The following is a 24,761-nucleotide window of genomic DNA, read 5'->3' as shown; positions in this document are numbered from 1 at the left end:
TCATGAACGGTGTAAACAACCGGACCGGAAAACGCCTGTCCGGCGTCGCCCATTTGCGCCAGTCCGTCAGCGACATACTGACCACGCCCATCGGGAGCCGGGTTCTTGTCCGGGACTATGGCAGTGATCTGTTTTCGCTGGTGGATAACCCCCGGGATGATTTTACCAGACTACAAATAATCGCTGCGTCTGCGACCGCACTGGCACGGTGGGAGACGCGGCTGAAGGTAACACGTGTGCTTGTTTCCTTTCCTGAAGGGGAGTCCGGCTGTGTGCTGGATATCGAGGGGATCAACAAGGAAACCAATTTACCTGTCAGAACGGGAGACATAACGATTTATGGCAAGCAGCTATGACGTGATCAACCTGTCCGAACTGGACGTACCGGATGCCATTGTGGTGCCGGATGCGAATGAAATATTCACCCGGTGGCTGGCGCGCCTGAGGGAACTAGATAAGCAGTTTGATGCGCTGGTGGAATCCGATCCGACGTTTAAACAGGGGGAGGTGAATGCCTACCAGCTGACGCTGGCTTTTCAGCGGGTTAATGATGCCGTGCGGGCGGTATTTCTCGCGAGTGCAAAAGAGGCTGACCTTGACCAGCTAGGTGCCGCATTCAACGTTAAACGGCAGGAGATTAAGCCTGGCGATCCGCTTGCCATTCCGCCCGTGGAGCCTGAACTGGAAGACGATGCGGCATTTCGCGAACGTATCCAGCTTTCATGGGCGCAACTGAATACAGCAGGCGCGCGTAACGCATATCGCTTTCATGCGAAATCTGCCGATACGGATGTTCTGGATGCCGATGCCTGTGGGCCGGAAACCCATAACCGGCCCGGCTACGTTGATGTCTATGTCCTGTCCCGTACCGGGGATGGAACGGCGGGGCAACCCCTGCTTGATAAGGTTAACAGTACACTGAATGCGGATGAAATCCGCCCGTTAACGGACTTTGTGACGGTTAAAAGCGCCACGATTGCAAACTATGCCGTTACGGCTGAGCTGGAGATCCCGGAAGGACCGGACGCCAGTACTGTGCTGAATAATGCCATCGATGTTTTACGGTCATACACCACGCTTTCCCATCGGATTAAAACCGTTATCCCGCTGTCCGCCATTTATGCCTCGCTGCAGCAATCCGGCGTGGTCCGGGTAAGGCTGATTTCTCCGGTGGAAGATCTGGAAGCGGAAGCAGGTAAAGCCCCGTGGTGTACTGCCATTAATGTCACCCGCAGGGAGGTAAGCAGCAATGACGGCTAAGTTTCGATCTCTGCTTCCTCCTGGCGCATTTCATGAAGAGCGGGCGCAGGAGCAGGCCAGCGCTGAGCAAATCGCCACCCTCGATACCAATATGGTACGAAAGTCCAAAAATCCTGACACCTGCCCGGAGCATCTTCTGCCCTGGCTGGCCTGGGAGCATGCCGTTGATTTCTGGGATGACGGCTGGACTGAGGCGCAGAAGCGTCAGGTGATAAAAGATGCTGCGTATGTGCATCAGCACAGAGGAACGGCCGGGGCGGTACGCCGTTCTCTCGGGTCAGTCAACCTGCCCACGACCGTGGTTGAGTGGTGGGAAGACACCCCACGCGCTGAACCTTACACCTTCCGGATCGAAGTACAGAGCAGCGAGGGGGTCAGCGACGCTCTCTATCATCAGATCCGCCAGCTAACCGATCGGGCCAAGAACCTGCGCAGCTATCTGAGCAAAATTGATGTGATGGCGAATGTGGGTATGGACGGGGCTTTTTATATTTCGGGTGCGACAACAGCGCATATAGATGTGGACATTTTTGCCGGGGAATCTCATGGCTGATTACTACTCAATTATCACTAACCGGGGTAAAGAACTGGAGGCGGAGGCGCTGGCCAGTGGTCGCCTGATTGTACTGACTCACTTTGTGGTGGGTGACAGTAATGGCAAGCAGGTCAAACCCGATCCGGCACAAATCCGGTTAATCAATGAAACGTTCCGGGGAGATATCGCTGAGCTGGTGGTGTCCCCGGAGCAGTCCACGCAGTTAATGGCGAAAATCGTTCTGCCGACCGGGGTTGGTGGATTCACCGTTCGCGAAGTCGGTTTAATGACTGACGCCGGAGAGCTTTACGCGGTGGCAAACTGCCCATCGATCGATAAGCCGGTTGGTGGTGTCAGCGTTAATATGCAGTTTCGCCTCGCGGTATCAGACACTTCAAATATCACGCTGAATGTTGCAACAGGCGACGGGTTATTCCTGCGCATTGACCAGAACCTGAAAGAGATAAAAGCTCGTGGCGCGGAAGCACAAAAAACATCGCGTGAGTCCATTGGTGTCCTTGATGGCACGACACAACGAAAGGGTCTTGTACAACTTAATAGTGCGGTGAATAACACCAGTGAAACTCAGGCAGCCACACCTTACGCAGTTAAAATCGCCATGGATAATGCGAATGCGAGACTGGCTAAAGACCGGAACGGTGGTGACATTCCGAATGTTGCATTATTTCTACAAAACCTCGGTTTGGTTGAGACGATAAATCGAGCGGCTAACGCATTGCAAATTACCGACGTTACCACATCGGCAACAGATAAAACGGCAGGACGTCTGCCAGCTGTTGGTTGGATGGGAAACGGCATCAGCATAGTGCTGCCTGAAAATTGCAACTTGAATGATTATGTAGGTATGGTCGCAACATTCAGCACTATTAATCCCGGAGCCTCCGCAAAAAATTTCCCTGTAAACAGTGGTGGCGTTCTGCGGGTTAGCCAGGGTTCAGATAACAGAACAATCCAGGAATACACAACATTTAATCCCGTTGTTAAATATGTCCGAGCATTGTATTCAGTAAATACATGGTCTGATTGGGATCCTCTGTACTCAGTTAATAACCCACCACCAGAAGCCTACCCAGTTGGATCGCCAATACCCTGGCCCTCAGACATAATACCGGCTGGTTATGCACGTATGCAGGGGCAAAATTTTAATAAGTCATCTTATCCGCTGCTTGCTATAGCTTATCCCTCTGGGATTATCCCTGATATGCGCGGCCAGACGATTAAAGGTAAACCCGACAGCGGCCGCGCTGTGTTGTCACAAGAGCTGGATGGAATTAAATCGCATAGTCATAGTGCCTCTGCTGCAAATACTGACCTTGGGACAAAAGCGACAACGTCATTTGACTACGGTACTAAAACATCGTCATCATTTGATTATGGAACTAAAACAACAAGCAATGCAGGAGCTCATAGTCACCGAACAAAAATTGCGTACGGTGGTGGAGGGTCTACAACGGTAACAGCCAATGCCGGGGCAACCAGTTCATGGGCCACAGATACTATCGAGTCTGCCGGTGCGCATACACACACTGTTGGCATAGGCGCTCATACACATACTGTTGGTATCGGAGCCCATATCCATAACGTAGTGTTGGGATCACATAATCACGCAATTACGGTTAACGCTGCGGGTAATACAGAAAACACCGTAAAAAATACAGCATTTAACTACTTAGTGAGGCTTGCCTAATGGCTTTTAAAATGACTGATAAAGATCGAGTTATTACTATCTATAATCTTTCATCTTCCACGAATGAATTTATCGGTAAAGGAGATGGGTATATCCCGGCAAATACGGGGCTACCCGCTTACAGTACTGATATTGCACCACCTTCAGCATCTGATGGCTTTGTTGCTGTTTTTAATTTTGAGTCAGGTAAGTGGACGGTTGTTGAAGACCATCGAGGAAAAACGGTTTACGACATTCATACAGGGAATGCCACCACGATTGGCCAGTTGGGGAACTTGCCTGATGGTGTTGTTACTGTTGCACCTGAAGGTCAATTTGTTAAGTGGGACGGGAAAAAATGGGTGCATGATACTGAAGCAGAAAAAACGGCGATGATTACTCTTTTGACGCAGCAAAAAGACAGCCTTCTGACATTTGCCACATCAAAAATCGGACCGCTTCAGGATGCTGTTGATCTGGGCATTGCAACCGATGCGGAAACAGCGCTTTTACTGGCGTGGAAAAAATATAGGGTCCTGATTAATCGTATTAAGCCAGATGATGCGTCAGATATTAGCTGGCCAGAACAACCAGCTTAGAGAAGTAAGAGCAGTTATTTCAGTTTTGAATACATTTATTCTGAAATATTACAGGCTGGATTTTACAAATGTATGTGGAGTCATTATCTATATTTGATAATACCATGGACATGGCTCCAATTTTAACATTATCACCAATAATAACACCGCCAATAATGCAAGAATTTGCGCCAATAGTTACGTTATTACCTATAGTTGCTACGGAGTGATCATCATCATCCCTGACGCCTATTGTAACATTTTGATGTATAATGGCATTATTGCCTATTCTTACTGCATCAGAGATAACAACACCTGTTAGATGTACAAAATTCGGTTTTTTACCAATGGATGCTCTTAAACCTATCTCTGATGCGTATTTGAATTGTAGTGCCCAGTTTATTTTTTTCGCGGCACGTTTCTGAGATTTATTACCATGGATATACATTTGATTCGCGAGTCTCCACCACATTAAAAAATGGCGAGTCCGGCATCTATGAGCGATTAATAGGCGTAATGGAGTTATTTTTCCCTTTGGGGTTATCTCATCTCTCCACATCTGTTTTAATGGTTTGCTTTTTTTTGAAAGTAAAAAAGTAATTATAGATATGGTTTTCATTTGTCATTGCCATATTAAATAAAGTAACGATTTCAAACATTTTCGAGTACACGTTACATCAAATGTCTGTCCAGCGTTATAGCCATTCGAGGGAGGATAGCAAATAAGTTGCAAGGTGTCTGTAACAACCTCCAAAGTAACATGCTGGGTTTTTATACTTTGTTAAGTAGAGCTGAAATAATTACGTTATGGTATTACTGTTTACTGCCGCTCCGTTAAAATGCACATTAGGTATAATTAATGAAATTCTAATTATACCTGATGTTATTAATTTTGATTGGGCTTAAGTAAGAAAATGCATACAAGGATATGCTGTAAACACGTTACTCACTTACTATCCATGTGTCTGCCTCTTCAAACATTTCCTGAACAGTAGGGCTTATCTGTTCTTTCTCATGCTTGCTGGCGTCTGTGTTGATCACCGGCAGTACCATCATCGGTTTAATCCAAGTACCAGTATCGGGAAAGGGGGCAGTTTCACACTTATGTCCCTTAGAATTACATCTTTTACATTAGACATATAAATATAAGATGAAATGCCACTTATTTGGTTAAAATGCAAACATAAATCTAACTTGGATATGGTTTTACGTTATTTTATAATGTTTTTTTCTAATAAAAAACATAAAGAAATAATTGTTTTAGCCGATAATCTGTTTCAACTGTATGTATTTGTTTCACGACAGATAGTAGAATGTATGTTGTCACATAGGGTCAGGCATATAAAGAGGCCGGTGTGAAGAATAACCACAATTTAAAACAAATCAAGCCTTATGTGATATCAATCACGTTTTCATTTTTTATTTTTTTCTCATTATCTGAGATTTCAGTGTATTATATATACAAGGAGAAGATTGCATCATATACAGAACGAGTTTTGAATAGAAGCGTTAGTCTCATTCAACAAATTGATAAAATAAATGATAATTATGAAATGTTTAATGCTTATAGTCCTTGTAGTGAACTACAACTTCATGCTCTAAGAGTGGCCTTATGGCCATATGCTCTTATAAAAGATATATCATTTATTTCAAATGGTGCAGTCATATGTAGTGCTTTATGGGGAGTGTTGCCAGCGCCATTACTTCTCAATATCTATGATAGAAAAGTTGAAAAGGACAATGTAACTTGGTTTTTTGGTGTGTTACTGGAAAATAATGTAAAAGCTGATTTGCTAAGCAATCAAAAATTAGCTATAACGATTTCACCATTTGCATTTAATAGATTTGTTACAGACCATGAAGAGAAGGGGTTTTCTGCAATTGTAGGTGACAGAGATCATTCGCTTCATTTGTTCAAATTTGGTGAGCAGGTTGATCTTCTTGAAGAGGCTCAGCATGATAAATCCTACCAACTAGGACTTATTACCACGCAAAGCTGTAATAAAAATAATAATATCTGTGTCATGGGGGGAGTTAAATTTCCGTGGATGAGTTTCGATAGTTGGTTAATGATGTTATTGATTGCCTTTACATCTATTGTAACCGGTGTTCTTCTGGGGGTTTTTTATAACCAAAGAGTTGCACGCAAGCAATCATTAGTTTCAAGATTAAAAAATGCCATAAAAAGTGAATCATTATATCTTGTGTATCAACCTATTTATAAAATAAAAACCGGAAAGATTATTGGTGTGGAAGCACTAATTAGATGGGATGATTATGATATTGGTAGCATCCCCCCTGATATTTTTATCCCTATTGCAGAGAAACATGATTTAATCCATGAAATAAGTGATTTTGTATTTCGAAGGGTAGTAAAAGAAACCATGTCTCTTTCTGAGGAATTTAATATTATTATAAGCATTAATGTTAGTTCTCAAGACCTTCTATCGGAATCATTTCAAAGCAAAGTGTTTCAGATGATTGATGAATTAAATATAAAACCTGGTATGATAATGATGGAGTTAACAGAGAGGCAGAGTGCGGAAATAAATTCTCTCCAAAAGGTAATTTCTTTATTTAATAATAAGGGTATATCAATAGCTATTGATGATTTCGGGACTGGCTATTCAAATTTAAACTGGTTATCAAATTTACAAATAGATGAGGTTAAAATTGATAAGTCAATTACAGATTCTATTGGTGAACTCTCTGTAAATAACAATGTCTTATCAGGATTGGTGGAGATTTTTAAAGATATAACTCACAAAGTCGTTTTCGAAGGTGTCGAGACTTCAACTCAGGTGAAATATTTAACTGAAATGTTCCCTGAGTGCTGTGTCCAAGGCTGGTATTACTCGAAGCCACTCTCTATTGATAAATTGACAAAATTAGTTAATGATGTCAATGAGTGTTAATATGTATTTTCCTGCGATGGTTCACTGCTGATATGCCCGATCGACGGGGAATTCAGGAGCAAGCGTTACCGAACACATCCTCAACCACATCTGATTAATCCGGGGAGCGGAAGCTCTGCCAGAAGAAGGTGATGGCTACAATTCTTCACACGCAATATTCGGAGTGATCACGTACATCATTAATGATGCCAGGAAAGCGGAGTTTGATGACTGGTGATGTGAGAATCCGCAGATGCCATCGTAGGCAAATATCATCAGCAGGATAATTAGCGAAAAATTGTTCTCCAAAACTCATGTGCAACTACATGATTTTACAGAGTTTGGCATGCAGTTTACTTGAAGGTAAAAAGCATGCCAAAAAGCAAGTTAACCTATTGAATAATATAAACTAACTGTCTATGTCGCTAACCTTCTTATTCAGCAAGCGGGAGGCGCGCCAGTAAACTAATAACATCAGTCCCATCACGATGGTCAGGGTAATGCTGGTGGCGGCACCAAACGGCCAGTCACGAATGTTCAGGAACTGAACTTTTATCACGTTACCAATCAACAGGTTTTTCGCGCCGCCCATTAGATCAGACACGTAAAATAACCCCATGGCTGGCAGCATCACCAGCAGGCAACCGGCGATAATTCCCGGCATGGTCAGCGGAATGATGATGCGGGTGAAGGTCTGAAATTTGCTGGCACCCAGATCGCGCGCGGCTTCCAGTAGCGGCTTATCGAGTTTCTCAATGCTGGAATAAAGCGGCATAACCATAAACGGCAGCAGGATGTAAACGAGGCCGATAATGACCGCGCTGGGGGTGAACATAATGCGAATGGGGGTATCAATGACCCCGAGCCACAGCAGAAACTCGTTGAGATAGCCTTTGGTACTGAGGAAAATTTTGAGTCCATAGATGCGAATAAGCGAGTTGGTCCAGAACGGAACAATCAGCAGGAACAGCAGCAGTGGACGCACTTTTTCCGGCAGTTTTACCAAAAACCAGGCAAACGGATAGCCGAGCACCAGGCAGGCGAACGTGGCAATCAGCGCCATATTGAGGGAGTGAATCAACACCTCAAAGTAGAGCGGATCGAGCAGGCGAGCATAGTTTTCCAGCGTAAAGACCATTTTGACGAAATTCGCATCGTCACGGGTCAAAAAGCTGGTGCCAATGATCATCAGGTTGGGCAGGAAGACAAATAACACAAGCCAACCGACAATGGTGACGATCACCACACTCTGGAATTTACTTGTGTTCTTCATCAGCCAGTACGACCTCCCAACTTTCTACCCAGTTAATGGCCATTTTCTGGTCCAGAGAGTGATCGAAGTCAGGATCGTCTTCGTTGAAGAATTCGCTAACCATCACCATCTTGCCATTTTCCAGTTCGACAACCGACTCCAGCGTCATGCCTTTGTAGTTGCGTTCACGCACGTAGCCGATAAGTCCTTCGATGTGGTTGTCATCGTTGATCTCATCTACGCGCAGATCTTCCGGACGCAGCAAAACATGCAGTTTTTGTCCCGGCGTAACGGCGAAATTCACGTAGATGTTGCACTCTCGACCTTCAACGTTAGCACGAACGCGTTGTTCATCCAGACGTTCAATCACCGTCGCGTTGAACATATTGATCTCACCGATAAACCCGGCGACGAACAGATTTTTCGGCTCTTCGTAAATTTCTCGCGGCGTGCCGTCCTGCTCAATTTTGCCGTCACGCATCACCACGATACGGTCTGACATGGTCAGCGCTTCTTCTTGATCGTGAGTGACAAAGACAAAGGTGATACCGAGCTTACGCTGCAGCGCTTTCAGTTCGTTCTGCATCTGCTTGCGCAGTTTGTAGTCCAGCGCGGAGAGCGATTCATCTAACAATAGCAAACGAGGTTTGTTGACCACTGCACGGGCAATTGCCACACGCTGCTGCTGTCCACCGGAGAGTTGATGGGGTTTACGCTGGGCAAACTCTTCCAGTTGCACCATGCGCAAGGCTTCGGTGACGCGAGGTTGAATGTCGGCAGTCGGGGTCTTTTGCATGCGCAAACCGAAGGCCACATTCTCGAACACGGTCATGTGGGGGAATAACGCATAACTTTGGAATACGGTGTTCACATAGCGGTTTTCCGCAGGTACGTGAGTGATATCCTGGTTGTCCAGCATGATATGACCGGAATCAACCGTTTCAAGACCCGCAATCAGGCGAAGAACGGTTGTTTTACCGCAGCCAGAGGGGCCGAGCAGCGTGAGAAATTCGCCATTGTTGATGGTCAAATCCAGGTCGGAAATCACCTCTTTGCCATCGAAACTTTTGCGAATTCCCGCTAATTGCACCAGTGGAGAAAGCGAACGCGGTTGTTTATTCAATTTTTTACTCTGTCCCATGTAAACGCAACGGATGGCTGACCGCTGCGGGGTTTGTGGTTAACCACCTTGATGACTCTTAATGAGGGCGATTATTCTACGGCAAACCATTGTAATCGCCAATCCTTGTTGCGAATTACTGACTTACCCTTATAGTCAGAAGGGGTGTCAGAGACAAATATTCTCACTTGCGGGGATAAAAATGACCTGACGCAATATTTGTCTTTTCTTGCTTATTGATAATGTTGTCACGAAAAGTGAGGGTGACTGCATGGATAAACTACTTGAGCGTTTTTTACACTACGTGTCGCTGGACACTCAGTCCAAATCGGGTGTGCGGCAGGTACCCAGCACTGAGGGGCAGTGGAAGCTATTACAGCTGCTCAAACAACAGCTTGAAGAAATGGGGCTGGTTAACGTTTCATTAAGTGAGAAGGGAACACTGATGGCAACGTTACCCGCAAACGTTGCCGGTGATATTCCCGCGATTGGCTTTATTTCTCATGTCGATACCTCACCGGATTTCACGGGTAAAAACGTCAACCCGCAAATTGTTGAAAACTACCGTGGGGGCGATATTGCGTTAGGCATTGGTGACGAAGTTCTGTCGCCGGTGATGTTCCCGGTGTTACATCAACTTTTGGGACAAACGTTGATCACCACCGACGGTAAAACCCTGCTGGGTGCGGACGACAAAGCCGGAGTGGCGGAGATAGTGACCGCGCTGGCTGTGTTGAAGCATAAAAACATTCCCCATGGCGATATTCGTGTGGCCTTTACGCCCGACGAAGAGGTGGGTAAAGGGGCGAAGCACTTTGACGTCGCCGCATTTGATGCGAAGTGGGCTTACACCGTTGATGGGGGTGGCGTGGGTGAACTGGAGTTTGAAAACTTCAACGCGGCGTCGGTCAATATCAAAATCGTTGGTAACAATGTGCACCCTGGTACCGCAAAAGGGGTGATGGTGAATGCGCTGTCGCTGGCTGCTCGTATCCACGCAGAGGTTCCGGCAGATGAAAGCCCGGAAACGACCGAAGGTTACGAAGGTTTTTACCATCTGGCGAGTATGAAAGGCACCGTTGACCGGGCGGACATGCACTACATTATCCGTGATTTTGACCGTAAACAGTTTGAAGCGCGCAAACGTAAAATTATGGAGATCGCCAAAAAGGTTGGCAAAGGGTTACACCCGGACTGCTATATCGAACTGGTGATTGAAGATAGCTATTACAATATGCGCGAGAAAGTGATTGAGCACCCCCACGTGCTGGATATTGCCCAGCAGGCGATGCGTGATTGCGACATTGAGCCTGTGCTGAAACCTATTCGTGGCGGCACTGACGGTGCGCAGCTGTCGTTTATGGGATTACCGTGCCCGAATCTGTTCACCGGCGGCTACAACTATCATGGTAAACATGAGTTTGTGACGCTGGAAGGAATGGAAAAAGCGGTGCAGGTGATCGTGCGTATTGCCGAATTGGCCGCGAAACAAAAATAAAGAGTGTGTAGAGGCCGGATGGTGGCTTGCGCCTTATCCGGCCTACAGATACCTCATTCCGTGGGCCGGATAAGCGAAGCGCCATCCGGCGCAGTCACTACTAATTTACCCTTCGAAGAACCAGTATCCGCTGTTAACCAGCGCGGCCAGCATGGCGAGGAAAGACGGATCTTCCAGCGCATCTTCAAAGTTCTCGGCTGTCAGCACAATATGGCTGGCCAGCGCCTCGAGGGCAGGGCGATGCGGTGAGTTAATTTTTTCACCGTTGACGTAAACCTCGTCGCCGACACGGATAACGCGTAATCCGCCCAGACGTACCAGCACATCCCCTTGTTTCAGCGCGTCGTAGATTTCGTCGGGCTGATAAGGTGGCTCCGGCGGGGCGACATCCAGCTCATGACGCGACTGGGAAATAAACTCACCAAACCACTGTTTGAAATGTTCAGGTTGATTAATCAGCCCCAGCATCATTTCACGCAGTTTATCCATTTCTTGTGGCAGAACATCCGCCGGATGGTCGCGCGGCGGCAGGTCCGGGTCGCTGTAATAGGTGCTGCCCAGCTCACGTTGCAGAACGTAATCGGCGAATCCGCTGATTAACTCCCGGGCGTTCGGGGCGCGGAAACCGACAGAATAGTTCATCGCGTTTTCCAGCGCGTAGCCTTCGTGCGGGAATCCTGGCGGGATATACAGAATATCACCCGGCTCCAGCTCCTCATCAATGATGGCCTCGAACGGATCAACCTGCAGCAGGTCCGGGTGTGGGCAGTGTTGTTTTAGCTGGAGTTTTTCGCCTACGCGCCAGCGACGACGACCGGTGCCTTGAATGATAAACACATCGTACTGATCCAGGTGCGGACCAACGCCGCCGCCGGGCACGGAAAAGGAGATCATCAGGTCATCAATACGCCAGTCCGGTAATTCGCGAAACGGACGCATCAGCGCGGCGGTCGGTTCGTGCCAGTGGTTGACGGCCTGGACCAGCAGCGACCAGTTGTTCTCGCCGAGATGGTCATAGCTTTCGAATGGACCGTGGCTCACCTGCCATTTACCGTCCTGATGGCTGACCAGTCGGCTGTCGACTTCACTTTCCATCGCCAGTCCGGCCAGTTCATCAGGGGAAAGCGGATCGATAAAGTTTGTAAAACCACGCTTTAAGACCACCGGGCGCTTTTGCCAGTGGCGTTCGAGAAAGTCGGGCCAGTTGAGGTTTAATTGGTATTCCATAATGCGCATCCGCAGACTGTTGGTTGCTCCGATTATAACGGATGCTTAACCGGATAAGTGATCCCGGTACATAAATATTACAAACAACTTACTCGTCTTTATGCCCCGGATGCTGACGGCCAAAAATGACCTCCATGCGCGCGCCGCCTAACAGGCTATCGCCTGCGATAATTTGCCCGTCATACTGCTCGGTAATTTCGCGAGCTACCGCCAGCCCCACGCCTTGCCCGGGGCGTAAGGTATCCACACGCTGGCCGCGATCAAAAACCACTTCACGCTTGGCTTGTGGAATGCCAGGACCGTCATCTTCCACCAGAATATGTAGGCGATCGTCGGACAGCTGAGCGGAGATCTCGACGAACTCCAGACAGTATTTACAGGCGTTATCCAGCACGTTACCCATGACCTCGACAAAATCATTCTGCTCGCCGACGAAACTGATTTCGGGTGAGATATCGAGACTAATAGTGACGCCTTTACGCTGATACACCTTATTGAGGGCGGAGGTTAGCTTATCCAGCAAAGGGGCAACCGGGTGCAGTTCGCGGCTGAGCAGGGCGTTACCACCGCGCATGCTGGCGCGATGCAGGTAGTAGCCAATTTGCTGGGAAATGCGGCTAATTTGTTCCAGCATCACGGGTTCGGCATCGGTTACGCTCATCTTTTCATTGCGCATCGAGCGTAGCGTGCTTTGCAATACCGCCAGCGGTGTTTTCAGGCTATGGGTGAGATCGGTTAAGGTCGTGCGGTATTTATCGTAACGCTCACGCTCACTTTTCAGCAGTCGGTTGAGGTTACGTACCAGGCTAGTTAGTTCCCGCGTGGTGGCGGGATTGAGCATTTCACGGTGATGCTCCTCAAGTTCTCGGACCTCACGCGCCAGTGACTCGATAGGCCGTAAACTCCACCAGGCGGCGACCCATAGCAGCGGGATCACGAGCAGCAAGTTGGCGACCAATACATAGATAAACCAGCTCCAGACCATATATGAGCGCTTGAGCTCAATGGGGATAGTGTCGACAACGACAATGGTAAGCTGAGGCATGCGGGCGGTCTCAGGGTAGACGTTTACCGCCACCGAGTGGGTCATTTCGGCATCGTTATCATCTTCTCTGACTTCTTTAAGCTGCTGTTGCGCGGAGTGATCTTCGCGCAGCAACGTGCTGGTGGCATCGACATCGGCTTCTATTTCATGAAAACCATTCGTTTTTAACCAGTCCGGCTGAATACTGTGCGTCAGCCAGGGGACATCGCGTTGTGCCCACAACAATTTGCCATTTTCATCGTAGATCAGCGACATGGTGGGGCTTTGCATATCGAGATGTTCAGGCAGTTCGACCTGGAGCTTGCCGTCTTCCCATTTCGCGAGGGTGTAAAACAAGTTACTTTCACCGCGCAGAAGACGAAATGTGGTCTTATCAAAGCTTACACTGTAACCCACCAGCGCGACCATGCCATAGGCCAGTGAAAGCACAAGGACAACGCCAGCGGTCGCCAGCAAAAAGCGTACACGCAGCGATAACGGGAAAAAATGACGCAATAATTTGTTCATTAGCGCAGTTCGAAGAGGTAGCCCTGTCCACGTACGGTGGTGATCACGTCATCCGGATATTGCGCCTGAATTTTTTTGCGCAGACGTCCCATCAGTACATCGATGGTGTGGCTTTCACGCAGTTCTGCATCCGGATAAAGTTGTAGCATCAGTGAGTCTTTGCTGACCACTTTGCCGTTATTGCGGATCAGCGTTTCCATGATGGTGTATTCAAACGCGGTGAGTTTGATAACCTCATCATTCACTGATAATTCGCGGCGGGAAAGGTCAACCTGAAAAGGCGGCAGCGAGATAATTTGCGAGGCCAGGCCGCTATTGCGGCGCATCAGTGCCTGCATGCGGGCGACCACCTCTTCAATATGGAAAGGTTTTGTCACGTAGTCATCAGCCCCAGCGCTGAGCACTTCCACTTTATCCTGCCAGCCTTCGCGGGCGGTCAACACCAGAATGGGGAGCGAAACGTCATTGCTGCGCCAGCGGCGGATCAGTGACAAGCCATCTTCATCGGGCAGACCTAAGTCGACGATCGCAATATCTGGCAGATGTTCGTTAAGGTAATAATCTGCTTCCTTTGCATCCTCAGCATCATCAACCTGGTGGCCTGCATCCTGTAACTGAACCTTCAGGTGGTGACGTAATAAGGCATTATCCTCAACAACCAGTACGCGCATCTTCGTTTCTCCCTAAATTGACGGTATGAATAGTTTAACGCTGATTATGTGGCTGTGGGGATAAACATTTAATAAACCGAGGGGAATGTCGGAAGGTGGCATGAACGCCACATCTGGCCTACGCGGGATAAATGTAGGCCAGATAAGCGTGAGCGCCATCTGGCGCAGGATTGATTACTTCAACTCATCAACCATGGTGATGGCGCGACCAATATAGTTGGCTGGCGTCATCGCTTTCAGGCGCGTTTTCTCGTCTTCTGGCAGGGCCAGTCCGTCGATAAACTGCTTCATGCCTTCGGCGTCAACGCGCTTGCCGCGGGTCAGCTCTTTCAGCTTCTCGTACGGTTTTTCAATGCCGTAACGACGCATAACGGTCTGAATCGGCTCGGCCAGCACTTCCCAGTTATGGTCCAGTTCATCCAGCAGATGATCGCGGTTTACTTCCAGTTTGCTCACACCCTTCAGTGTGGACTGATACGCGATCAACGCGTAGCCAATTCCCACGCCCAGGTTACGCAGAACGGTAGAATCCGTCAGGTCACGCTGCCAGCGGGAAACCGGCAGTTTGCTTGCCAGGTGCTGCAGTACCGCATTAGACAGGCCCAGGTTGCCTTCGGAGTTTTCGAAGTCGATAGGGTTAACTTTGTGCGGCATGGTGGAAGAACCAATTTCACCGGCAATGGTTTTCTGTTTGAAGTGGTTCAGCGCCACATAGCCCCAGACGTCGCGGTCAAAATCGATCAGGATGGTGTTAAAACGCGCGACGCAATCGAACAGCTCAGCAATGTAGTCGTGCGGCTCAATCTGCGTGGTGTACGGGTTCCACTGAATACCCAGCGAAGTGACGAATTCTTCACTGAACTGATGCCAGTCAACTTCCGGATAAGCGGCGATGTGGGCATTATAGTTACCGACGGCACCGTTGATTTTACCGAGAATTTCTACCTGGTTTAGCTGGCGATACTGGCGCTCCATACGGTATGCCACGTTAGCCATTTCTTTGCCCAACGTAGAGGGTGTTGCCGGCTGGCCGTGCGTACGGGAGAGCAGGGGAATGTCACGATACTGCACGGACAGGTCTTTTACCGCATCGATAAGCTTGCGCCAGTAAGGCAGGATCACTTCATCGCGGGCGGTTTTCAGCATCAGCGCATGAGACAGGTTGTTGATATCTTCTGAGGTACAGGCGAAGTGGATAAACTCGGAAACAGCGTGCAGTTCCGGGATATCAGCGACTTTTTCTTTCAGGAAATACTCAACGGCCTTCACATCGTGGTTGGTCGTGCGTTCAATGGTTTTGATGCGCGCGGCATCTTCTTCATTGAAGTTAGCGACGATCGTATCAAGGAAACCGATTGCGTCGGCAGCAAAAGCAGGAACTTCCTTGATCGCTGCGTGCGCGGCCAGTTTTTGCAGCCAGCGTACTTCAACCTGTACACGGAATTTCAGCAAACCGTATTCGCTGAAAATCCCGCGCAGCGCGCTGACTTTATCGCCGTAGCGTCCATCGACAGGGGAAACGGCGGTCAGTGAGGATAATTCCATAGATCACAACTCCGGGGTTAAATGAGCAAGAATTTGTTTTGCCTGAGTGGTCAGGCGATTACGAGAAAACATGAGTTGCAGACGACCGCCACCGACCTGGTGCCAGAGTACGGCAGCACGAATGCCAGCCAGAAGCGACGCACGGACTTTGGCCTGAACCTGCGGGCTCTGGAGGATAGCTGGGGATCCCGTGACCTGAATACGTGGGCCGAGCGGGCTGATGACGTCAACATAAATGCCCGCCATTGCGCTCATTAACGTTTCTGACTGCAAATCGAAATGGTCTAGCTGGCGCTGCAGGCCATTAATACGGTCCCCCAACGTGTCCATTGCGCCCTTGGCGGCTGACAGCTTGCGCTCCAGCACCATCAGGCTCAGGGTATAGCGGGTGAGTTCCGCGTTCAGTCCCTGACGACTGCTGGCGTTCAGTACACCGAGCAGCGTTTCAAGGCCCAGACGCAGATTGGCTTCACTGCCACCAAACACGCCCAGCGTAGAATTGGGATTCATATCAATAACACTGTTGAGTGAAACGTGTAGTGCATCGGCATCACAGTGCCCCTGGTGTGCCAGTTGTTGCACCAGGCGAGCCGACTGGCAAATGCCTGCCAGAGCGAGGGTGATGTCATAATAATTCTTTGCCACGTTCACTGCTTCCTTGTATTAGATATGTAGATAAATTATACCGGCAGAGGCAGGCGCTGCTCGATAATACCGCCACCGAGGCACACTTCGCCGCGGTAAAAGACGGCCGACTGACCTGGCGTCACCGCCGCAACCGGCTCGTCAAAAATCACTTCAATACGTTCGTCATCCAGCGACTTAACGGTGCACGGAATATCGGTCTGACGATAGCGGGTTTTCACCGTACAGCGCATTGTGCCGGAGAAGGGTTCGCGATCGACCCAGTGCAGCTGTTGCGCGATCAGGCCAACGGACATCAGACGCGGGTGATCGTGACCCTGAGCGACAACCAGAATGTTGTTCTCAACGTCCTTATCGACCACATACCATGGATCCTCGGTCCCTTCTTTGGTTCCGCCGATACCCAGACCTTTACGTTGGCCCAGAGTGTGATACATCAGCCCCTGGTGCTGGCCGATTTCTTCGCCATCCACGGTGATGATTTTTCCTGGCTGAGCCGGAAGGTAACGGCCAAGGAACTCGCGGAATTTACGTTCACCAATAAAGCAGATGCCGGTGGAGTCTTTTTTCTTCGCGGTAATCAGGCCCAGATCTTCGGCGATTTTGCGCACCTGCGGTTTTTCCAGTTCACCGACCGGGAACAAGCTTTGGGCGATCTGCTCGTGACCGAGCGTATAGAGGAAATAGCTTTGGTCTTTATTGCCGTCGAGTCCACGCAGCAGGCGGCTTTTGCCGTCGACGTCCGCGCGGCGCACGTAGTGACCGGTGGCGATGAAATCGGCACCTAAATCTTCAGCGGCAAATTCGAGGAAGGCTTTAAACTTAATTTCTTTGTTGCACAGAATATCCGGGTTTGGCGTACGACCCGCTTTGTACTCTTCAAGGAACAACTCAAAGACGTTGTCCCAGTATTCTGCGGCAAAGTTAACGGTATGCAGTTCAATGCCGAGTTTGTCGCAGACTGCCTGCGCATCTGCAAGATCGGCAGCAGCGGTACAGTATTCCTCACCGTCGTCCTCTTCCCAGTTCTTCATGAACAGGCCTTCAACCTGATAACCCTGTTGTTGCAACAGCCAGGCAGAAACGGAGGAATCGACACCGCCGGACATGCCGACGATCACTTTTTTTGGGCTTTCAGACATAGGAATACTCACGACATTGAACTTAAAGGCGGCATATTCTATCACGCAGCCCTTTACTTGACACCCTCTGTAAACGGCCAGTTAAATTCTCCGATCATTGCCAGCGGATACCGTTGCCCGCTCTGATAACAGCGAATGCTCTCAGCAACCAGCGGCGAACGCAGGTTCGGTGCAGATAAAATCGCTTCAGCGCTGACCCAGCGACAGCAATCTATATCGTTGTCATGCGGCTCAGTAGCGCACATATTGGCAAGCTCAATAGAAAACAGAAAACGCAAGAACGGGGTTCTGTCCGGGGCTATCCATTGATGCATGCGAATAAAATGCTGCGGCTGCGCGGTGATGCCGGTTTCTTCCCACAGTTCGCGTGCAGCGGCTTGTACCAGAGTTTCGTCCGCTTCCAGATGCCCGGCAGGCTGGTTCCATAACGCTTTGCCGTTGATGGTTTCCTCAACGACTAAAAACTTATCCTCAGCATGCACAATGCAGGCGACGGTGACGTGCGGTTTGAACATGGTTCACCTCTTATTCTTCTTTAAAGCCTTCAGACACATCTGGCCAGCTGATCTCACCCGTGGCTTTATCGATACTGATATAGGCCACCGGCGGGGAGGTTTGTGGATCGGCGGCACCCCGGCAAAATTCGGTTTGGTGGTCTTCGCGCACGATGATTTCAATCGCGTTTTTCGCATTCCAGCTCTCATAAAAAACACATTGATAGTCATAACGCAAACTGAGAGTGGCGACCCGCGTGGCTGTATCCGTAGAGAGTGGATTGATGTCGTCGCGATAGCGGTCACCGCTGTTTAAAGGTTGCAGCTGTGATTTTTTCAACCAGCCGCGCACGCTATGACGATCAGCGGTGTAATAGACCACCTCAATAAAATCGTCTTTGGACTCTTCCTGAGCAGAAACCACGTCGCCGGGAACCAGGAATACGGAACTGTTGCGACACTGTGCATTTGGCATTGAATAGAATCCAGCGCGCGAGCTGCCGATGACCTGATAATGGTTGCTGGCGGCGGGGGGCATTTTTTCGCGTTGTGACATCGCTTTATTGGCCCATGTCTGGCAGGCAGGGCTAACAGGAAGCGGGTTAGCTAACGGCGTGAGTCCGTCAGCGGTAACCCAACCGGTAGCGAAAGTGCCGTTTGCGCCCCGGTAGCGGACGTAACGAAAAGGTTCGTCTTTGGACAGCATGCCTGTGCTTTCATAACGCTGCGAACTTCTGAGTACCTCTACAGTGTCGCTATTGACCAAAAACGCCGGGAGCTGGCATCCGCTGGCCGGTGCAGAGTAGAAATGCAGACGAGAGTCAGCGCTGACGTTGGCAGTGGCGTAAAGATAATTTGCCTCTCCCGCCGCGATCCCGGCGAGCGTTTCACAGTCCTGTTTTGCATAACAAAATGGTGAAACTCCGCACAACATGAGCGCTGCAACGATCCGTTTATCCATATGCCGTGTTCTTCCCTGTTAATAGTTGCGTTAAAAATGGATGCTACGGCTGCAGCTCACGCCATTCGCCGTTGGCGAGATTATCCAGCGTGTAATCACCCATGGCATAGCGAATTAACCGCAGCGTGGGGAAACCCACATGCGCCGTCATGCGTCTCACCTGACGGTTACGCCCCTCATACAACGTGATTTTCAACCAATGGGTGGGAATGCTTTTGCGCTCGCGAATCGGTGGATTTCGCGGCCACAGCCAGTCAGGTTCGGCAACAACCTCAACGCCTGCTGGCAACGTTGGGCCATCATTGAGCGTCACGCCATTGCGCAGGGCATCCAGCGCCTCTGGCGTCGGCTCTCCTTCGACCTGTACGTAATAAATTTTTCCGGTGCGCTTACCCGGCTGCGTCAATCGGGCCTGTAATGCACCGTCATTGGTCAGTACCAACAGGCCTTCGCTATCCCTGTCCAGGCGCCCCGCAGCATAGACGCCCTGTACGGGAATAAAATCTTTTAACGTGCTGCGACCCGCTTCGTCAGTAAATTGTGGCAAAACATCGTAGGGTTTATTGAACAAAACCACGCGTTTTGGCTGGTTTTCTTTACGCTGTTTAGTGACTTGTCGTGAGCTGAATCGCTCAACCCGGTGATTTCTAAAAGAAGTTTTTTGCATGGTATTTTCAGATTATATCAATTGCCGCATTATAGCCTAAGAACGAGTGTCTTTCATGGCGGCGAACAATAGGGTAGTATTGACACGCTCATTACAAATCATTAACAAAAAGTTGCTCTAACGCATCCGTGTAGCAGGACGCAAATGCACATGCAGCGTGATGACAGACGAGCAGAACCAGAAGCGCTCGAAGGAGAGGTGAATGGAAAGCAAAGTAGTTGTTCCGGCGGAAGGTAAGAAGATCACCCTGCAAAACGGCAAACTCAACGTTCCTGAAAATCCGATTATCCCGTTCATTGAAGGCGACGGTATCGGCGTTGATGTAACCCCACCGATGATCAAAGTTGTCGATGCTGCTGTCGAGAAAGCCTATAAAGGCGAGCGTAAAATCTCCTGGATGGAAATCTACACCGGCGAGAAATCCACTCAGGTATACGGCCAGGACGTCTGGCTGCCTGCTGAAACACTTGATCTGATTCGTGACTACCGTGTTGCTATTAAAGGCCCACTGACTACCCCAGTTGGCGGCGGTATTCGCTCACTGAACGTTGCACTGCGTCAGGAACTTGACCTGTACGTGTGCCTGCGTCCGGTTCGTTACTACCAGGGCACCCCAAGCCCGGTTAAACATCCTGAACTGACCGACATGGTCATCTTCCGTGAAAACTCTGAAGACATCTACGCCGGTATCGAGTGGAAAGCCGACTCTGCTGATGCAGAGAAAGTGATTAAATTCCTGCGCGAAGAGATGGGCGTGAAGAAAATTCGCTTCCCGGAACATTGCGGTATCGGTATCAAACCGTGTTCCGAAGACGGGACAAAACGTCTGGTGCGTGCGGCGATTGAATACGCCATCGCTAACGATCGTGATTCTGTTACCCTGGTACATAAAGGTAACATCATGAAGTTCACCGAAGGCGCGTTCAAAGACTGGGGTTACCAGTTAGCGCGTGAAGAGTTTGGTGGTGAACTGATCGACGGCGGCCCGTGGGTGAAAATCAAGAACCCGAAAACAGGGAAAGAGATCGTTGTTAAGGACGTTATCGCCGATGCGTTCCTGCAGCAGATCCTGCTGCGTCCGGCAGAGTATGATGTTATTGCCTGTATGAACCTGAACGGTGACTACATCTCTGATGCCCTGGCAGCGCAGGTTGGCGGTATCGGTATCGCGCCGGGTGCAAACATCGGTGACGAGTGTGCACTGTTTGAAGCCACCCACGGTACTGCACCGAAGTATGCGGGTCAGGATAAAGTGAACCCTGGTTCCATCATCCTGTCTGCTGAAATGATGCTGCGCCACATGGGTTGGGTCGAAGCGGCTGACCTGATCGTTAAAGGTATGGAAGGCGCTATTAACGCCAAGACTGTAACCTATGACTTTGAACGTCTGATGGACGGCGCTAAGCTGCTGAAATGTAGTGAGTTTGGCGACGCAATCATCGAAAACATGTAATGCCGTAGTTTGTTAAATTTATTAACGGGAGCGTAACGCTCCCGTTGTTTTTTGTTAGGCTGCTAACGGTTATCAAAATTTTATCAAAACAAGTTATCAAAACCCCTTGGTAGTTTGGGGTTGGTTGGACGATCAGATGGCAGTTCTACTGCTAGGTTCCCACCAAGCATTCCTCAGATTTTTATTATTGCTGGTGGACGTTCGTTAATATTTAAGGTCTGTGCGCTAAGATCGGACATTGCTGACATCACGATGTATGAATCAACGAGAAACAGTTCGGTAAGAAGACGCGTATATGACTAGAAATGGGTCGTCACTATAGTCCAGCTTGGGTCTCTTAAGCTGTGTGTACCGATGTCAGGAAGTGGGGCCTGCCATAAAGAACAACTTAGGATATAAAAATTGGGATGTACTGTTCTCATGATATGAAGGTCCATCAACGTTAAATAATGTTGACATTGTCAATCTAGTGAAATCTGAGTTACCAGCTTATAGTATTACGCAATGTGAAAATGCCGCTTACATCTAGGATTCTAACCTAATGAGGTCAAAATGGGACGTTCGGCCGATTACACCATTCAAGGGTTTTTATATCAGTTTAATATGACGCTCTCTGAACTGCTGAAAGCAGCAGATGAGGCGGAAATCACAATAGAAGGAATTGTTGAAGATATTGAGGTGGAGACCTTTACAGGAACTAAAGCTATACAGTGTAAATACCATGAGGCGCAGTCTAAGTATTCCCTGAGCATACTTTATGATCCTTTGCTTCAGATGATGAAACACTTTAAGTCAAATCCAACTGCTAAAATAAACTATCATCTCTTCGCACACTTCCCTGATACCCCCTCGGTTAGTATCTCTGCTATAGAGCTTAATAGTGCTCTGAATTCTAGTAATCAAAACTTAAAAACATTGATAGCGGATGCTAAGGGGGTTGATGTTCAAAAGTTTCTGGAGGTATTTTCCATCACAATTACGCCAAAGTATGACGATTTGATGGAGGAGAACACAAAACTTCTTGTTGGTCTGGGCTTCAGTAAGAGCGAAGTCGATACGTTATTTTACCCGAATGCCATTCAGATAATTGGTGAAAGAAGCATCAAACATGATGAAAAGTCGAGGAAAATCACTAGGAAGTTCTTTCTAGAAGAATTGCGTCGTATTAGATCTACAGCCGTTTCACAATGGACACTTGCATTAAAAACGCGACAAAAAATTTTGGATTCCCGACGAAAGCAATTGAAAGAAAATCTAAGTTTAAACGCCCGATTGCGTTTCTTATTAGTTTTCCCTGATCTACTTGAAGAGTTCGATAACCAGATAGTCCTGTTTATAAAATCCTTTATTGATAAGTATCATTTTAAACAAGCTCATACGCACACTCCCATTTTTATATTGGATATTTCTCAACCTGACTTTGATGACATTGCGGAACGGTTATACGGAAAGGATGTGATCCCAAATATCGGTCGCCACGTAAAAACCTTCTCCGAGAAAAAATTTTTTAGTGAGCCTATTGTTACCCGGGATAAAAAAGAATTTGTGCTGCGCTTTATTCGCTGGGACGATTACAAAAACCTTCACCCCAAAGTTAAGGCAGATGATTTTTTTGTAATCGGAGATGGAGATGTTACAGAACTGGATCTTCGGGATGTAAATCTTGAATCTTTGGGTGCCGATAAATTTGATGAAATTAAATATATGATGGGGATCAGTAATGGCTACTAAAATCGGAGCAGTACTATCGTGTGCGCCAGAAGCTGTCATCGTTGCGGTAGAAAGTCTTGAGATATTTGAAACAAATAAAGAAAACCTTCAGGTTGGACGTTTTCTGAAAATTGCTCAAGGGAATCATGATTTTACGATTGTCACCATCCGTAATATCAAAGGCACTAACACCACTGATCCAGAAGGTAAGCCGACCTGGAGCTTCCTGATTGAGTGCCAGGCCATCGGAACGCTCGTGGATGATAAAAATTTTGACCGCAGCAGCCTCTTGCTTCCGGTACCCACCGAGCATGCCTTCATTGCTGAAAGTGATACCTTAGATAAAATCTTTTCAGCTGATAGTGAGCACGATTTCCCCCTCGGCAAGCTTTCCATGAATAAAGACACTGATCTCATGATCAGCGGTAACAGATTCTTCAGTAAGCACATTGCCATTGTCGGATCCACTGGATCCGGTAAGTCATGTACTGTTGCGAGCGTTTTACAGAGGATTGTTGGAATTTCTGAGTATAAAAACAGCAATAAAAACCAGCAGAATAACTCGCATGTTGTGATTTTCGATATTCACGATGAATATTCTGCCGCGTTCAGGTTGCAAGAAGAAGAACTGTTTACCCTGACCCGGCTGGACATTGACTCCCTCCAATTGCCTTACTGGCTGATGAACTCCGAAGAGCTTGAAAGCATGTTCATCGAAAGTAATGAGAACAACTCTCATAATCAAGTGAGCCAATTCAAGCATGCCGTTGTGCTGAACAAGGAAAAACATAACCCGAATGTTCCAGAAGTAACATATGACACTCCAGTGTATTTCTCAATTAGAGAAGTCTATTACTACATTGAAAACATGAATCGAGAGGTCATTAGTAGGATCGCAGGGGAGGATAAGCCAAAGCTGGCTGATGGAACTCTGGTCACCGATCGAACGATTTATTTTGACAAGATTCACGATTTTATCGCTACCTCGTCTGCGGTAGCAACAAAGGCAACCGTTGGGCCTTTCAGTGGCGAGTTCAACAGGTTTGCTTCGCGGCTAGAATCCAAGCTTACAGATAAACGTCTCCGGTTCCTGTTGAATGCCAAGAAAGTTGACGGGAATGAACATGTTACAGAGGACTTCGAGACGCTGATGAAGCAATTCATTGGCTACCTGGATAAATCGAACGTCACTGTCATTGACTTAAGCGGGGTGCCATTTGAAGTTCTCAGCGTTACGGTCAGTCTTATCTCTCGCCTAATTTTCGACTTTTGCTTCCATTATTCAAAGCTACAGCATGCAATCGGCAAGCTCAATGACATCCCAGTTATGTTAGTTTGCGAAGAGGCGCACAATTATGTACCTCGGGACGGGCATGCATCCTATCGGGCATCTAGGAAATCTATTGAACGCATAGCAAAAGAAGGCAGAAAATATGGCTTGAGCCTGATGGTGGTAAGCCAGCGTCCCTCAGAGGTCTCAGAAACCATTTTTGCTCAATGCAATAACTTCATCTCGCTACGTCTTACTAACGATGCAGATCAGTCCTATGTGCGACGACTATTTCCTGACAATGCCAATGGTATCACCGAGATTTTACCGAACTTGGCTCCTGGTGAGTGCGTGGTAGTTGGTGATGCGGTTTTATTGCCTGCTGTGATCAAAATGCCACTACCGGTACCAGAACCCCATTCCCAAAGTGTGAAAGTTCATAATGAGTGGAAATCGCTATGGCGCGATGTGGCTTTCGCACAAGTCATTGAACGCTGGAGAAAGTGAAAGACAGTGCCAGTCCTGAGGCCTTTGAACAGGCCTCCTCGCGAGGACAGGAAAAATCTACGGTCGTGGGGGCAACTCCTTGGTCTGTCTGCT

22 protein-coding genes and 2 pseudogenes are annotated in these 24,761 nt (G+C 48.3%); 11 read left to right on the top strand and 13 right to left on the bottom strand.

All coding sequences use genetic code 11. The annotated features are described in order from the left end of the window. Positions 1-2 precede the first annotated feature (2 nt). From AC3ITF_RS12590 to AC3ITF_RS12570, 5 genes are read left to right on the top strand one after another with little or no spacing between them, the layout of a single operon-like run. A complete protein-coding gene (locus tag AC3ITF_RS12590) occupies positions 3-356 on the top strand; it encodes a GPW/gp25 family protein (protein ID WP_103285462.1) in 354 nt (117 codons plus the stop codon). Beyond that, positions 340-1,260 carry a baseplate assembly protein gene (locus AC3ITF_RS12585; RefSeq protein WP_489175709.1) on the top strand — a complete coding sequence of 307 codons (921 nt, stop codon included), beginning with the start codon at positions 340-342 and terminating at the stop codon, positions 1,258-1,260. The genes AC3ITF_RS12590 and AC3ITF_RS12585 overlap by 17 nt, the downstream gene beginning before the upstream one ends. Further along, entirely contained in the window at positions 1,250-1,813 is a 564-nt protein-coding gene (locus AC3ITF_RS12580) for a phage tail protein I (protein WP_181820217.1), read from the top strand. The genes AC3ITF_RS12585 and AC3ITF_RS12580 overlap by 11 nt, the downstream gene beginning before the upstream one ends. After that, positions 1,806-3,503, top strand: coding sequence for a phage tail-collar fiber domain-containing protein (locus AC3ITF_RS12575; protein WP_181820218.1), 1,698 nt, complete (start codon positions 1,806-1,808; stop codon positions 3,501-3,503). Before AC3ITF_RS12580 ends, AC3ITF_RS12575 begins: the two co-directional genes overlap by 8 nt. Beyond that, the gene (locus tag AC3ITF_RS12570; protein ID WP_181820219.1) at positions 3,503-4,081 is read left to right on the top strand and encodes a tail fiber assembly protein; all 579 of its coding nucleotides are present in this window, start codon (positions 3,503-3,505) and stop codon (positions 4,079-4,081) included. Before AC3ITF_RS12575 ends, AC3ITF_RS12570 begins: the two co-directional genes overlap by 1 nt. Before the next feature lie 19 nt (positions 4,082-4,100). Here AC3ITF_RS12570 and AC3ITF_RS12565 read toward each other — a convergent pair whose 3' ends face one another. Continuing rightward, positions 4,101-4,679, bottom strand: coding sequence for a serine acetyltransferase (locus AC3ITF_RS12565; RefSeq protein WP_121528395.1), 579 nt, complete (start codon positions 4,677-4,679; stop codon positions 4,101-4,103). A 323-nt stretch (positions 4,680-5,002) separates the two neighbouring features. Further along, positions 5,003-5,125 (bottom strand): annotated as a pseudogene (locus AC3ITF_RS12560) (DinI-like family protein); the annotation flags it as partial. A gap of 290 nt (positions 5,126-5,415) precedes the next feature. Here AC3ITF_RS12560 and AC3ITF_RS12555 point away from each other — a divergent pair. Together AC3ITF_RS12555 and AC3ITF_RS12550 are read left to right on the top strand one after the other, a co-directional pair. Beyond that, positions 5,416-6,975, top strand: a complete 1,560-nt coding sequence (locus AC3ITF_RS12555; protein WP_115258722.1) for an EAL domain-containing protein — start codon at positions 5,416-5,418, stop codon at positions 6,973-6,975. 12 nt (positions 6,976-6,987) lie between these two features. Next, positions 6,988-7,192 (top strand): annotated as a pseudogene (locus tag AC3ITF_RS12550) (S24/S26 family peptidase); the annotation flags it as partial. A 171-nt stretch (positions 7,193-7,363) separates the two neighbouring features. On the opposite strand, the gene potB reads toward AC3ITF_RS12550, so the two are convergent. Together potB and potA are read right to left on the bottom strand one after the other, a co-directional pair. Next, a complete protein-coding gene (gene potB, locus AC3ITF_RS12545; protein ID WP_115258721.1) occupies positions 7,364-8,227 on the bottom strand; it encodes a spermidine/putrescine ABC transporter permease PotB in 864 nt (287 codons plus the stop codon). Next, positions 8,211-9,347: a spermidine/putrescine ABC transporter ATP-binding protein PotA gene (gene potA, locus AC3ITF_RS12540; protein ID WP_096757406.1), complete on the bottom strand. Its 1,137-nt coding sequence runs from the start codon at positions 9,345-9,347 to the stop codon at positions 8,211-8,213. The genes potB and potA overlap by 17 nt, the downstream gene beginning before the upstream one ends. A 250-nt stretch (positions 9,348-9,597) precedes the next feature. On the opposite strand from potA, the gene pepT reads away from it, so the two are divergent. Next, positions 9,598-10,824, top strand: coding sequence for a peptidase T (gene pepT, locus AC3ITF_RS12535; protein ID WP_096757405.1), 1,227 nt, complete (start codon positions 9,598-9,600; stop codon positions 10,822-10,824). Positions 10,825-10,929: 105 nt separating this feature from the next. Here the strand turns inward: pepT and roxA are convergent, their stop codons facing one another. The 9 genes from roxA to rluE form a co-directional block, all read right to left on the bottom strand. Next, positions 10,930-12,051 carry a [50S ribosomal protein L16]-arginine 3-hydroxylase gene (roxA, locus tag AC3ITF_RS12530; RefSeq protein WP_096757404.1) on the bottom strand — a complete coding sequence of 374 codons (1,122 nt, stop codon included), beginning with the start codon at positions 12,049-12,051 and terminating at the stop codon, positions 10,930-10,932. 88 nt (positions 12,052-12,139) lie between these two features. After that, entirely contained in the window at positions 12,140-13,603 is a 1,464-nt protein-coding gene (gene phoQ, locus AC3ITF_RS12525; RefSeq protein ID WP_146716607.1) for a two-component system sensor histidine kinase PhoQ, read from the bottom strand. After that, entirely contained in the window at positions 13,603-14,274 is a 672-nt protein-coding gene (phoP, locus tag AC3ITF_RS12520) for a two-component system response regulator PhoP (RefSeq protein ID WP_096757402.1), read from the bottom strand. Before phoP ends, phoQ begins: the two co-directional genes overlap by 1 nt. A 174-nt stretch (positions 14,275-14,448) precedes the next feature. After that, a complete protein-coding gene (purB, locus tag AC3ITF_RS12515; RefSeq protein ID WP_096757401.1) occupies positions 14,449-15,819 on the bottom strand; it encodes an adenylosuccinate lyase in 1,371 nt (456 codons plus the stop codon). Positions 15,820-15,822: 3 nt separating this feature from the next. Next, positions 15,823-16,464 (bottom strand): high frequency lysogenization protein HflD, encoded by a 642-nt coding sequence (hflD, locus tag AC3ITF_RS12510; RefSeq protein WP_117343114.1) that lies wholly within the window; start codon positions 16,462-16,464, stop codon positions 15,823-15,825. A gap of 35 nt (positions 16,465-16,499) precedes the next feature. Then, positions 16,500-17,606 carry a tRNA 2-thiouridine(34) synthase MnmA gene (gene mnmA / locus AC3ITF_RS12505; RefSeq protein ID WP_096757400.1) on the bottom strand — a complete coding sequence of 369 codons (1,107 nt, stop codon included), beginning with the start codon at positions 17,604-17,606 and terminating at the stop codon, positions 16,500-16,502. A gap of 53 nt (positions 17,607-17,659) precedes the next feature. Then, the gene (locus tag AC3ITF_RS12500; protein ID WP_117342947.1) at positions 17,660-18,121 is read right to left on the bottom strand and encodes an NUDIX hydrolase; all 462 of its coding nucleotides are present in this window, start codon (positions 18,119-18,121) and stop codon (positions 17,660-17,662) included. A gap of 10 nt (positions 18,122-18,131) precedes the next feature. Next, positions 18,132-19,061 carry a hypothetical protein gene (locus AC3ITF_RS12495; protein WP_489175708.1) on the bottom strand — a complete coding sequence of 310 codons (930 nt, stop codon included), beginning with the start codon at positions 19,059-19,061 and terminating at the stop codon, positions 18,132-18,134. Positions 19,062-19,104: 43 nt separating this feature from the next. Continuing rightward, positions 19,105-19,728 carry a 23S rRNA pseudouridine(2457) synthase RluE gene (rluE, locus tag AC3ITF_RS12490; RefSeq protein WP_135912179.1) on the bottom strand — a complete coding sequence of 208 codons (624 nt, stop codon included), beginning with the start codon at positions 19,726-19,728 and terminating at the stop codon, positions 19,105-19,107. Positions 19,729-19,930: 202 nt separating this feature from the next. On the opposite strand from rluE, the gene icd reads away from it, so the two are divergent. The 3 genes from icd to AC3ITF_RS12475 all read left to right on the top strand — a co-directional run bounded on the left by icd (position 19,931) and on the right by AC3ITF_RS12475 (position 24,668). Beyond that, positions 19,931-21,181, top strand: coding sequence for an NADP-dependent isocitrate dehydrogenase (gene icd, locus AC3ITF_RS12485; protein ID WP_096757396.1), 1,251 nt, complete (start codon positions 19,931-19,933; stop codon positions 21,179-21,181). A 552-nt stretch (positions 21,182-21,733) separates the two neighbouring features. After that, positions 21,734-22,912: a hypothetical protein gene (locus tag AC3ITF_RS12480; RefSeq protein ID WP_489175707.1), complete on the top strand. Its 1,179-nt coding sequence runs from the start codon at positions 21,734-21,736 to the stop codon at positions 22,910-22,912. Continuing rightward, positions 22,902-24,668: an ATP-binding protein gene (locus tag AC3ITF_RS12475; protein ID WP_234610638.1), complete on the top strand. Its 1,767-nt coding sequence runs from the start codon at positions 22,902-22,904 to the stop codon at positions 24,666-24,668. The genes AC3ITF_RS12480 and AC3ITF_RS12475 overlap by 11 nt, the downstream gene beginning before the upstream one ends. Positions 24,669-24,761: the final 93 nt, after the last annotated feature.

This window comes from Citrobacter sp. KH_055_1, assembly GCF_057838705.1.
The sequence above is the reverse complement of the archived record's forward strand: the minus strand, read 5'-3'. Positions and strand labels throughout refer to the sequence as shown.